The organism is Longimicrobiaceae bacterium, from assembly GCA_035696245.1.
GTDB lineage: Bacteria > Gemmatimonadota > Gemmatimonadetes > Longimicrobiales > Longimicrobiaceae > DASRQW01.
In genome coordinates, this window is the sequence record DASRQW010000128.1 from 1 (window position 1) to 11,539 (window position 11,539).

The 11,539-nt window shown below is 72.1% G+C and carries 12 protein-coding genes; 10 read left to right on the forward strand and 2 right to left on the reverse strand.

Annotated elements, in window-relative coordinates:
- From VFE05_05745 to VFE05_05790, 10 genes are all read left to right on the forward strand, one after another.
- The coding region (locus VFE05_05745) for a hypothetical protein (GenBank protein ID HET6229565.1) at positions 1 to 448 on the forward strand (448 nt) is incomplete at its 5' end.
- A gap of 20 nt (positions 449 to 468) precedes the next feature.
- Positions 469 to 1,656: a PDZ domain-containing protein gene (locus VFE05_05750; protein ID HET6229566.1), complete on the forward strand. Its 1,188-nt coding sequence runs from the start codon at positions 469 to 471 to the stop codon at positions 1,654 to 1,656.
- Positions 1,657 to 1,905: 249 nt separating this feature from the next.
- Complete coding sequence (locus tag VFE05_05755; protein ID HET6229567.1) at positions 1,906 to 2,295, forward strand: hypothetical protein; 390 nt, start codon at positions 1,906 to 1,908, stop codon at positions 2,293 to 2,295.
- A 144-nt stretch (positions 2,296 to 2,439) separates the two neighbouring features.
- Entirely contained in the window at positions 2,440 to 2,694 is a 255-nt protein-coding gene (locus VFE05_05760) for a DUF2007 domain-containing protein (protein HET6229568.1), read from the forward strand.
- A 301-nt stretch (positions 2,695 to 2,995) separates the two neighbouring features.
- Positions 2,996 to 4,141, forward strand: a complete 1,146-nt coding sequence (locus tag VFE05_05765; protein ID HET6229569.1) for a PQQ-dependent sugar dehydrogenase — start codon at positions 2,996 to 2,998, stop codon at positions 4,139 to 4,141.
- 129 nt (positions 4,142 to 4,270) lie between these two features.
- Positions 4,271 to 5,401 (forward strand): isoaspartyl peptidase/L-asparaginase, encoded by a 1,131-nt coding sequence (locus VFE05_05770; GenBank protein HET6229570.1) that lies wholly within the window; start codon positions 4,271 to 4,273, stop codon positions 5,399 to 5,401.
- Positions 5,402 to 5,512: 111 nt separating this feature from the next.
- Positions 5,513 to 5,971, forward strand: a complete 459-nt coding sequence (locus tag VFE05_05775; GenBank protein HET6229571.1) for a VOC family protein — start codon at positions 5,513 to 5,515, stop codon at positions 5,969 to 5,971.
- 484 nt (positions 5,972 to 6,455) lie between these two features.
- Positions 6,456 to 7,256, forward strand: coding sequence for an alpha/beta fold hydrolase (locus VFE05_05780; protein HET6229572.1), 801 nt, complete (start codon positions 6,456 to 6,458; stop codon positions 7,254 to 7,256).
- A 193-nt stretch (positions 7,257 to 7,449) separates the two neighbouring features.
- Positions 7,450 to 7,917 (forward strand): hypothetical protein, encoded by a 468-nt coding sequence (locus VFE05_05785; GenBank protein HET6229573.1) that lies wholly within the window; start codon positions 7,450 to 7,452, stop codon positions 7,915 to 7,917.
- 121 nt (positions 7,918 to 8,038) lie between these two features.
- Positions 8,039 to 9,205, forward strand: coding sequence for a TPM domain-containing protein (locus VFE05_05790; GenBank protein HET6229574.1), 1,167 nt, complete (start codon positions 8,039 to 8,041; stop codon positions 9,203 to 9,205).
- A 155-nt stretch (positions 9,206 to 9,360) separates the two neighbouring features.
- Here VFE05_05790 and VFE05_05795 read toward each other — a convergent pair whose 3' ends face one another.
- Together VFE05_05795 and VFE05_05800 are read right to left on the reverse strand one after the other, a co-directional pair.
- The gene (locus tag VFE05_05795) at positions 9,361 to 10,365 is read right to left on the reverse strand and encodes an NAD-dependent epimerase/dehydratase family protein (protein ID HET6229575.1); all 1,005 of its coding nucleotides are present in this window, start codon (positions 10,363 to 10,365) and stop codon (positions 9,361 to 9,363) included.
- A gap of 439 nt (positions 10,366 to 10,804) precedes the next feature.
- The coding region (locus VFE05_05800; protein HET6229576.1) for an HAD hydrolase-like protein at positions 10,805 to 11,539 on the reverse strand (735 nt) is incomplete at its 5' end.

Sequence of the window (11,539 nt, forward strand, 5' to 3'; positions counted from 1 at the left end):
CGCGCCCACGGCCGGAGCCCGCCCGTCGCCCGGTGACGCGGCAGATTCGCAGCCGGGCACGACGGTTCTTCCGCCGGGCGGCGGAACGGCGGGCGAAGATGCGGACGGGTTGCCGGCGAACGGGGCGCGGTTCACCTCGTCCGGCGACACGGGCGGGGCCGGGACGCCGAAACGGTCGCCCGAGGCCGAAGCGGCGGCGCGCGAACTGGCGCGGGCGCGTGCGGACTACGAGGCGGCGCTGCGGCGCTACGCGGAGCTGGCCGACCCGTCCTCGGGCGCGGACCCGGTGACGCGGCTGGACGCGCTGAACGGGCTGGTCGCCACCACGCGGACCGCCCTCGACCGGGCCCCCGGCGACCCGGTCACCAACGGATACCACCTGGCCGCCGTGGAGGAGCGCGACGCGCTGATCCGCCAGATGCGGCAGAACGAATCGACCTGGTTCTGAACACTCACGGAGACACGAAGATGAAGCACACGAGGATTGCGGCGCTGCTGGGCGCGCTTACGGTGCTGTGCGCCCCCGCGCTGGCGGCGCAGGGCCCCGGCGCCCAGGGACCCGGCCGCGGGTGGATGGGCATCGCCTTCAGCACCACCAGCGAGAACGGGCGCCCGGCGCGCACGGTGGTGGAGGAGGTCTTCCCCGGCTCGGCGGCCGAGAAGGCGGGGGTGCAGGCGGGCGACACGGTGGTCGCGATCAACGGCCGCGACGCCAGCGAGGAGGCGGTGACGCAGCTGCGCACGAACCTGCGGCCGGGCGAGACGGTGCGCCTGCGGGTGCGCCACGGCGGCCGCGACGCCGAGCGCGTGGTGGTGGCGGGCGCCCGTCCGGGCCCGGACCGCATCATCGCCGACCGGGTGATCCGCATCGGGCGCGACTCCATGCGGCAGCCCATGATCTTCCGGCTGGACTCGCTGGGCTCGCTGTCCATCGGCCCGGAGATGGAGCGGATGATGGGCGACAGCGTGCGTGTGCTGCTGCGCCGCCTGCCGCGTGACGGCCGCGTGCTGAGCGACAGCATCCGCCGCCACGTGGACAGCCTCGTCTTCCGCATGGACAGCCTTCGGACCCGCGTGCGAATCCTCAGCGACGGCCGCCTGCGCGCCTTCCGGATGGACACCACCGTGACGCGGGCCATGCGCGACGCCGAAGGACGCCGGCGCGAGATCGTGATCCGCACCGACCGGCTGCGGGGCGACGCGGAGCGCGTGCGGGTGGACGCCGAGCGGCTGCGCGGCCAGGCCGAGCGCTTCCGCGTGGAGGCGGGGAGGACGCCCTTCTTCATGGAGCTGGGCCGCCGTGCGGTGGCCGGCGCCGAGTTCACGGAGATGAACGCGGGCCTGGGCCGCTACTTCGGGACCAGCCAGGGCCTGCTGGTGGTGCAGGTCTCGCCCTCCACGCCCGCGGCGCGCGCCGGCCTCCAGGCGGGCGACGTGGTGACGAGCGTGGACGGGCAGGCGGTGCGCTCCGTCTCCGAGTTCCGCGCCCGGATGGCTCGCGGGAGCCAGGGCCGCGCGAAGGTGGTGGTGATGCGCGACCGCCGCCGCCGCGAGCTGAGCATGCAGTGGGACTCGCCCGAGGTCCGCACTTTCCAGCGCGTGCCCGCGCCTGCCCGGCCGCGTCAGCCCGCCCCGCCCGCGCCTCCGCGCAACTGACGCGGACGCTTCGAACGCTGAACGAGAGAGCCCGTCCGGAGCAATCCGGGCGGGCTCTCGGCTTTGCGGTCATCACTCGGCGACGTTGCCATCCATCGCAATGAACATAAGATTACGGCCGGCGATCTCTCCGCCCGGCATCTCCGCCCTTGCCGGTGTCGGGTCTTGCCAGGACACGTGCCCGTCGATCGCGGGCACCCGTCTCCCTTCTTCCTCATTCTTTTCCATTTTCCATTGGAGGACTCAGCCGTGCGGATACTCACCATCGCATTGGGCCGCCTTACACTGGTGATCGGCGTCGTGATCGCCCTCTTCATCCGTGATGCCTGGCGCGGCTTGGGCGCGGACCCCGATCGCTTCTACCTGGTCGCGCTCTGGCTCGGCGTCTCGGCCGTGATCGCGGCAGCGTGCTGGACGAGCGGCGCGGCGCTGGTCGGCGAGCGCTGGATGCCGGCGGCCGTGCAGAAGGCGGGGTTCGCCGGCAGCGCGGCGGGTGCAGCCCTGTCGCTGGCCATCGCCCTGTTCGGGCTCATGTCGGCCGCGCCCGAGGCGAGGGAGCTGCAGCTCTTCGTGATCCCCGCGTTGTTTCTGGGCGCGAACGCCTACGTGATCGGCCGCAGACGGACCGCCGTCGCGTGATCCGCCGGGGCGTGGGTGACGCGGCGGACGAGATCCGAAGCCATCTCCACGTGGCGGGCAAGGCGGATCGCCGGGTTACGGGCACGGAACTTCCCGGCTCGCCAGGATCCTGACGAACTTCGTGGGCCGGCGAGGAGCCATCCGATGTCCGATGCGCTGCGGTGGGTGGAGGTGGTCACGTACGGCGCGGTGTTCCAGGCCGACATGGCCGTGGCGATGCTGGAGGAGGCCGGCATCCCCGCGCGCGTGGGCGGCGGCGAGCACGTGGGCATCTTCGGGGCGGGGTTCCAGGGATGGACGAACCGTGGGGTTCCCGTCCTGGTCCCCCAGCACCGCGCGGACGAAGCACGCGAGCTGCTCGAAGAGACGCCCGCGGAGGACGAGGACGGAGACGAGTAGCCGCGCATCTCGCGGCTACGATAGAGCCCTGGCGCCGACGCGGTGCCAGGGCTCGTCGCGCCGATGCACCTTCGCCACGTCCGCCGGGCATCTGCGATGCGTCGCTAGATGGTCGTCTCGCCGGCGGACGAGGTGCGGCTGCGGAGATGCGCGGCCGTCCATCCACCGCTCGTCGCCGATCATCCATCGACCCGAGGGATGAAAGGTGGCCGGAACCCGCGGCCGGATTTCTGCGGGCAGCCCGATGGCTTCTCGCAACGCATCTCCACGTCGGCACACGAAACCTTGCGGAAGGTGGTCCATGCATCGCGCATCCGCCGTTCTGGCCGCAGCCGTGTCGCTCGCCGCTTGCTCGGGTGGCGACGGCGCCGGGCAGGGTCCGCCGGCCACGACCGGGCTGCGGCTCGTGGGGGTGGCGAGCGGCCTGGAATCGCCGCTCTATCTCACCGCCCCCGCGGGAGATGCGCGGCTGTTCGTGGTGGAGCAGCCCGGCCGCATCCGCATCGTGGAGAACGGCGCGCTGCTGCCCACGCCGTTCCTGGACATCACGGATCGCGTGAGCAGCGGCGGCGAGCGGGGGCTGCTGAGCGTGGCGTTCCACCCACGCTACGCGTCGAACGGGCTGCTGTACGTGGACTACACGGACCGCAACGGCGACACGCGCGTGGAGCGCTACCACGTGAGCGCGGACCGCAACCGGGCCGACCCCGCGAGCGCGCAGCTCGTCCTGGCCGTCGCGCAGCCGTTCGCGAACCACAACGGAGGGCTGGTGGCGTTCGGGCCCGACGGGATGCTGTACGTGGGCATGGGGGACGGCGGCAGCGGCGGCGACCCGCAGCGCAACGGGCAGAACCCGGCGGCGCTGCTGGGCAAGCTGCTGCGCCTGGACGTGGACGCGGCCCAGCCGTACGCCATCCCCACCGGAAACCCGTTCGCCGGCCAGCCCGGCCGCCGCGGGGAGATCTGGGCGACGGGCATGCGGAACCCGTGGCGCTTCTCGTGGGACCGCTCGACCGGGCTGCTGTACGTGGCCGACGTGGGCCAGAATGCGTGGGAAGAGGTGGACGTGGTGCCCGCCGCGGCCGCCGGGCTCAACTACGGCTGGAACACGATGGAGGCCACGCACTGCTTCCAGCCCTCGTCGGGATGCTCGACGGCGGGGCTCACGCTGCCGGTGCTGGAGTACGGGCACGCGGACGGCTGCTCGGTCACGGGCGGCTACGTGTACCGCGGCGCGGCCATGCCGTCGCTGCGGGGCACGTACTTCTACGCGGACTACTGCGGCGGCTGGGTGCGCAGCTTCCGCTTCACGGCCGGTGCGGTGACGGAAGGGCGTACTTGGGAGCTGGGGCAGCCCGGCAGCATCCTCTCGTTCGGCGAGGACGCGGCGGGCGAGCTGTACGTGCTGTCGGCACAGGGCAAGGTCTTCCGCCTGGCGCCCGCGTGAACGGCGCATCGGGAGATGGACGGCCCGCGCTGCCGCGGGGGATTGCGGCGCCGCGCCCGGTGGATTATTGAGACAGGAGCCCGCCCGCCCTGTGCGCGCGGTCCCGTCCTCCACCACCACCCGCGGAACATGACTCTCTCGCACCCGCTCGCCGCCGCTGCCCGCCGCGCGGCGCTCCCGCTCGCCCTGGCCGTCGTAGCCCTCGCGCCCTGCCGCACGCTCGCGCAGGCCGCGGCGTCCGCATCGCCCGCATCGCCCGCATCGCCCGCATCTTCCGTCTCGTCGTCGCAGCCGGCGGCGGCGGAGTGGGGGATCGTGATCCACGGCGGCGCGGGCGTGATCACGCGCGAGAGCATGACGCCCGCGCGCGAAGCGGAGTACCGCGCGAAGCTGGCCGAGGCGCTGGCGGCGGGGCACCGCATCCTGGAGCGCGGGGGCAGCAGCCTGGACGCGGTGCAGGCGGCGATCAACGTCATGGAGGACTCGCCGCTCTTCAACGCGGGCAAGGGCGCGGTGTTCACGCACGAGGGCCACAACGAGATGGACGCGGCCGTCATGGACGGGCGCACGCTGGCGGCGGGCGCGGTGGCGGGGGTGCGGCACATCAAGAACCCCATCGACCTGGCGCGCGCGGTGATGGAGCACTCGCCGCACGTGATGCTTTCCGGCGAGGGCGCGGAGGAGTTCGCGCGGTCGCGCGGCTTCGCGATGATGCCGGAGAGCTACTTCCGCGTGGAGAGCCGCTGGCAGGCGCTGCAGAAGGCGCTGGACGACGAGCGCCGCGCAGCCGCGGGCGACACCACCCGGCGACCGCAGGCCATGTACTCGGTGCCCGACGAGCGCAAGTTCGGCACGGTGGGCGCGGTGGCGCTGGACAAGGCCGGCAACCTGGCGGCGGGCACCAGCACGGGCGGCACCACGAACAAGCGCTGGGGCCGCATCGGCGACTCGCCGGTGATCGGGGCGGGCACGTACGCCAACAACCGCTCGTGCGGCGTCTCGGCCACGGGCGTGGGCGAGTTCTTCATCCGCAACGTGGTGGCACACAGCATCTGCGCGCTGGTCGAGTACCGCGGCATGAGCGTGAAAGATGCGGCTGACGCCATCGTCATGCACCAGCTGGTGGAGCAGCACGGCGACGGCGGCGTGATCGTGATGGACGCGCACGGCAACGTGGCGACGCCCTTCAACACGCCGGGCATGTACCGCGGCCGCATGATGGCCGACGGCAAGGTGGAGGTTTCGATCTTCCAGAACTGACGCGTCCCGTCCGGGACGCCGTCCGGGTTCTCGGCCTGTCCGGCCACTGTCGAAGCATCCTCAATGGCGGCGTCCTCGCCGGATGGAAGCGGACCGGGAGACGAACGGCGGATGGAGGATATGCGCGTGCGCGAGGTGCTGGAGACCTGCCTGTACGCCCACGACCTGGACGCGGCGGAGAGCTTCTACCGCTCGGTCCTGGGCCTGGAGCTGATCGGCCGCGTGGAGGGAAGGCACGTCTTCTTCCGCTGCGGCCACCGCGTCTTCCTCGTCTTCAACCCGGCGCGCACCCGCGAGCCGGGCGGCGAGCTGCCTCCGCACGGCGGCTCGGAAGAGGCGCACGTGGCGTTCGCCGTGCCCGGCGACGAGATCGGTGCCTGGCGCGCGCACTTGGAACGCAAGGGCGTAGAGGTGGAGAGCGACGTGAGCTGGCCGCGCGGCGGGCGCTCGGTCTACTTCCGCGACCCCGCGGGCAACAGCGTGGAGCTCGCCACCCCCCGCATCTGGGCCATCCCCGAAGAGGCCGCCTTCGGCATCCCCCAGTCTCCCGAAGGCGAAGCCGCGGACTGACGGCGCGTTCGTCTCGTCAGGTAAGTGCCGGTTTTTCGAAGTGCTCGTGCGGCGAAAGGAGATCGGAGCGTACCGCGACGGCGCCCCCTCCCCCAGCCCCTCCCCCAAAACTGCCTGGGGGAGGGGGCCTATTCCACGGTTGGAGTGGGGCTTGCACGGGTTGATACTTCGGAACGGATGGTTAATTCTGCGTGTGGAGACTGTGGTCTCGCCGCGTGTCCTCCGCATGACCCTGGCTAACGGCGCGCAGGTACTGCTTCACCCATCATTGACCGAGCCGACACGCGCACTTTTGGTCTCCCCTCCCCCAGGCAGTTTGGGGGGAGGGGCCGGGGGAGGGGGCCCTCTCCATCACGACACCCCGCCAGCCACCCGCTTGCAATCCCACGCACCCGATTTCGCTCGTTCCAGGCTCGGGACGGCCGGCTGTCGCACCGCCGAGGTGGTGGATGGCGAGACGGGGGCGAGGTTCCCGGCGCTCGTCATGTATCCGTCCGCTACGGCGGAGAGGGCGGAGCGGATCGGGCCGTACGTGGTGGACGTGGCGATGGACGGGCCGGTGGCGGCGGGGAGCTTCCCGCTGGTGATCGTGTCGCACGGAACGGGCGGATCGCACCTGGCGTACCGCACGCTGGCGATGCACCTGGCGCGTCGCGGCTTCGTGGTGATGCTGCCCGAGCACCCGCGCAACAACCGCAACGACGACTCGCTCTCCGGCACGGACACGATCCTCGCGGACCGCCCGCGGCAGGTGAGCGCGACGATCGACTGGGCGTACGCCGACGCGTCGCTCGGTCCGCATCTCGTTCCAGGTGCGGTCGGCGTGATCGGGCATTCGCTGGGCGGGTACACGGCGCTCGCGCTTGCCGGCGGCGTGCCCACGGCGTTCGGACACGAGACGGCGGATGGGCAGCCGCGCACGGTGCCCGTCACGCCGGATACACGGGTGAAGGCGGTGGTGCTGCTGGCGCCGGCTACTCCGTGGTTCATGGCACCCGGCGCGCTGGACGCGGTTCGCATCCCCATCCTCATGCGTTGCGCGGAGAAGGACGAGCACACCTCGATCTGGCATGCCGGCGTGGTGCGGAACGGCGTGCCGGGGGACACGCCTGTGGACTTCCGGATCGTGCCGAACGCAGGCCACTTCTCGTTCCTGAGCCCGTTTCCGGAGGCGATGACGAGCCCGGCGTTCCCGCCGTCGCAGGACCCGCCGGGCTTCGACCGCGCGCGGTTCCACGAGGAGCTGTACGCGGAGGTCGAGGCGTTCCTGCGCCGCGTGCTCTGATCCGCCGCCTGCATCTACGGTCGATGCACGGCTGCCTGTCGTCTCCAGTCGGCCACTGCTTCGTCACCCGCTCGATCCGCTCGATCCGCTCGATCCGCTCGATCCGCTCGACGGTACGATCTCGCCTCGGCGGACGACGACGCAAGCGCTGACCGACCGCGCGGAGAGCACGTGACTTGCTCGGGCGGGCGGGATGCGCTCACTTCTGGCGGTGGATCTGGGGCTGCGGACGGGGCTCGCGCTCTTCGGCGACGACGGGCGGCTGCGGTGGTACAGGTCGCAAAACTTCGGGACGGCGGCGCGCCTGCGGAGAGCAGTGCACGGGCTGCTGGGCACCCTGCCGGAGCTGGCGTGGGTGGTCGTGGAAGGCGGCGGCAGCCTGGCCGAGATCTGGGAGAAGGAGGCGGAGCGGCGCGGCATCCCCAGCATCCGCATCGGGGCGGAGGTGTGGCGCGAGCGGCTGCTGCTGCCGCGCGAGCAGCGCTCCGGCCGGATGGCGAAGCACAACGCGGACGACTTCGCCCGCCGCGTGATCGAGTGGTCCGGCGCGCCGCAGCCCACGTCGCTGCGCCACGACGCCGCGGAAGCCGTGGTGATCGGGCTGTGGGGCGTGCTGGAGGTGGAGTGGCTGGACCGCCTGCCGCCGGAGCTGAGCCGCTGAGCCGCCGCGCATCTCCCGACATCGAAACCTTTCCGCATCTCCCGCCCGTAACACACTCGCACGATTGACGATGCGGCGCAGCCGGCCCCGCACCTTCCCGTCCCACACGCTTCCCTTACGCATGCGACTTCGCTTCCGCGCCCGCGCGGCGCTTCCCGCGCTGGCACTCGCGCTCGCGCTTCACCCGCCCGGCGCGCACGCGCAGCGGCACCGGCGCACGCACCCGCACACGGACACGCCGCCCCAGCTTCCCGCCGCGCTCGACACCTTCGTGAACGACTATGCGGGCCTGCTCACGCCCGAGGACCGCGACGGCATCCGCGCCACGCTCTCGCGCGTGCGGCGGGAGACGGGCGTGCAGGCGACGGTGCTCACCATCGGCTCGCCGCGCGACTACCCGGCGGGCGATATGGCGCTGGAGCCGTTCGCCACGCGGGTGTTCAACGCGTGGGGCGTGGGCGATTCGCTGCGCAGCAACGGCATCCTGGTGCTGGTCGCGCTCCACGAGCGCGCCGTGCGGGTGGAGCTGGGCTCGTCGTACCCGCCGGGGATGGAGGGGAGGATGCGGGAGGTGGTCGACGGCACCATCCTGCCGCGCTTCCGCGAGGGCGACTACAGCGCGGGCATCCGCGAGGGGGTGGATTCGGTGCTGGCCGCCACCGCCGTCACGGAGCCGGTGCGCACGGCGGCGGGCGTGGTCCACGATCCGCCGGAGGGGGTCGCGTCGCCGGCGGTGGTCGGCATCCTGGCCGCGGTGCTGATCGCGGCTGCGGGGATCGCGTTCACCATGTGGTCTGCCGAGCGGCCGGACTGTCGCTACTGCACGGGCTGCGGCGGCAAGATGCGCCCGCTGCCGGAACCGGCGCGCACCGAGGCGCTGAGTGCGGGGCAGAAGAAGGAGGAGGAGATCGGGTCCGTGGCGCACACCGTGTGGGGCTGCGCCTGCGGGCGGCACGAGACCACGTCCGCGGTGCGCGACGACCGCTGGACGGCGTGCCCCGAGTGCGCGGCCCGCACGCTCGCCATCTCCCGGCGCGTGCTGGTGCAGCCCGCGGGCGGCGTGAGCGGCGTATCGGAGGTGACGCAGGTCTGCCGTAGCTGCGGCCTCCACACCCGCGACGTGGTGCCGGTGATGTACACGTCGTCGTACGGCTACGGCTCGCACCATCACCACGGCTCCTCCGGCGGCTCGTCGTCCAGCAGCGGAGGAGGAGGGGGTGGCGGTGGGGGCGGGAGCAGCTTCGGCGGCGGCAGCTCGTCCGGTGGGGGCGCGAGCGGAAGCTGGTGAGGCGAAGGCGATGATCGAACGGGCATCGGCCGGTCGGCTCGCCTTCGGAATGCAATGACACGAATCGAAACACCCTCTCCCGCGGTCTGCTGGAGAGGGTGTTTCCGATCTGGATCGCCGGACGACGATGTCGACGGGGAGCCGCTGCCGTGCGGCTACTCGGACGCTGCGGAGGCCGGTGCCTCGGCTTCGGCGTGCCAGGCGGCGAGGAGCTCGGCCTCGCGCTCGGGGTCGAAGCCGCCGGGGGGCGTGGTCTCGGGCGGGTCGGCCTCATCCGCCGCCAGGTGGTCGCGGATGGTGTCGGCCACCGGGCGCAGCTTCAGGCCGGCGGCGAGCGCGCGGGCGTTGCTGGTCAGGAAGAGGTCGTTGTCGTCGGCAGGCGCCCAGAGCGGCATCTTCTTCCACTCGTCGTCGCGGCCCAGGAACTCGTCCGGGATCCACGTGACCGACGCGTCGCCGCCGGTGACGGCGCGCATCTCGTCCAGCATCCCCTGCATGGTCAGCGTCTCCGCCGGGCCCACGAGGTTGAACGTGCCGCCCGCGCCGGCCTCCACCCGGTCGAGGACGAAGGCGGCCAGGTCGCGCACGTCCAGCACCTGCACGGGGCGCTCGGGGTCGCCGGGCGCGGCCATCTCGCCGCCCTGCGCGATGCGCTTGGCCCAGTACAGGAAGCGGTTCATGTAGTCGAACGGGCCCACGATGATGCCGGGGCGCACGATCAGGTTGCGGCCGGCCATCACCTCCTGCACCACCTGCTCGCAGGCGACCTTGAGGCCACCGTACGTGTCGTTGGTGATCTCCGTGCTCTCGAAGTCGGCCGGGTGCAGCGGCGCGTCCTCGTTCGGCGGGCCGCCCTCGCCGGTGTAGACGGAGATGGTGGAGACGAAGGCGTACATCCCCACGCTGTCCTTGAGCGCCTCGGCAGATGCGCGGACGTCTGCCGGCAGGTAGCCGGCGGGGTCGATCACGGCGTCCCAGGTGCGGCCGGCCAGCGGCTCCAGGCTCTCCTTGCGGTCGCCGGTGATGCGCTCGACCTCGGGAAAGAGCTCGGGGTTCTTCTTCCCGCGGTTGAACATCGTCACCTCGTGCCCGCGCGCGAGCGCGGCCTCCACGATGTGGCGCCCCACGAACCGCGTGCCTCCCATCACCAGCAGCTTCATCGCGTTCTCTCCGGTACGGTGGATTCCATGTTTGTCACGCCGCGGCCTTTCCGGCCCTGCGGCAGGTTCGTTTCATTGTTCGATCAGGCTCACACGGCCACGGGAGATGCGTATCCGTAGTTGTTTCGCGCCCGAGGCTCCGCCTGGCGAGTAAACCCGCGGCTATGACGGCACGAAGGCCGCCTGCGCGGCCTGCACCTTCAGCATCTCGGCGCCCGGATGTGTCTACGCGTTCGGACGAGGAGCAGGCCCCGCGGAGAATCACCCGATGCGCAGTGGACGCCGACGCCGCCCCACCGCAGGCGCGCAGCGCCGAGTCGCCACCGCCCCGGCAGCGAGGGCCCAACCTCGACCCCTACCAAACTCGGACATGCGCTAATGGCGTGCCTTCCCCCGCCTGCGGGGGAGGGCAGGCGAGTTTTACGAGCCGGGTGAGGGCCTACCCCGCTATCGCCCCCCAAACCGCCGCGGTATCCGACAGATCGTCGAACAGATAATCCGGCCCGCACGCCGCCAGGTCGTCCAGCGAGTGCACGCCGGTGGCGACGGCGATGGTCCGGACGCCCAGGTGCTCGCCGCAGGCGATGTCGAACGGCGTGTCGCCGATGATGACGATCTCCTTGCCCGCGAACTCCACCCCGGTCCGCTTCTTCGCGCGCTCGGCGGCCACCGCGGGAAGCTCCGGCCGGTCCGCGTGGTCCGACCCGAACGCGCCCACGAGGAAACGGTCGAAGCCGATGCCCGCCGCCTGCACCTTGATGCGCGCGCCGGCCTGCACGTTCCCCGTCAGCAGCCCGAGCACCACGTCGCCGCCCTCGGCCTCTATGCGGTCCAGCAGCGCGGGGACGCCGGGGAGCGGGTGCACGTCCGCCCGGCCGATCTCGCGCTGGAGGTTGGCGAGGTACGCGTCCCAGAACTCCGGCAGCCGCGCCTCCACGTCAGCCTTCGCCATGCCCGCGGACGCGAGCAGCTCGGTCACGATCTGCGGGTCGGTGCGCCCGGCGAAGGAGTACGAGCCCACCGGCCCCGTCTGCCCGAAGACCGCCGTGAGCGCGTCGGTCACCGCGCGCCGCCCAGCGCCGCCGGCCGTGAGGAGCGTACCGTCTATGTCGAACAGCACCAGCCGCTTCATTCGTCCACACCCGCGCGGAAGGGAGCGGCGCCGGCTCTCGGC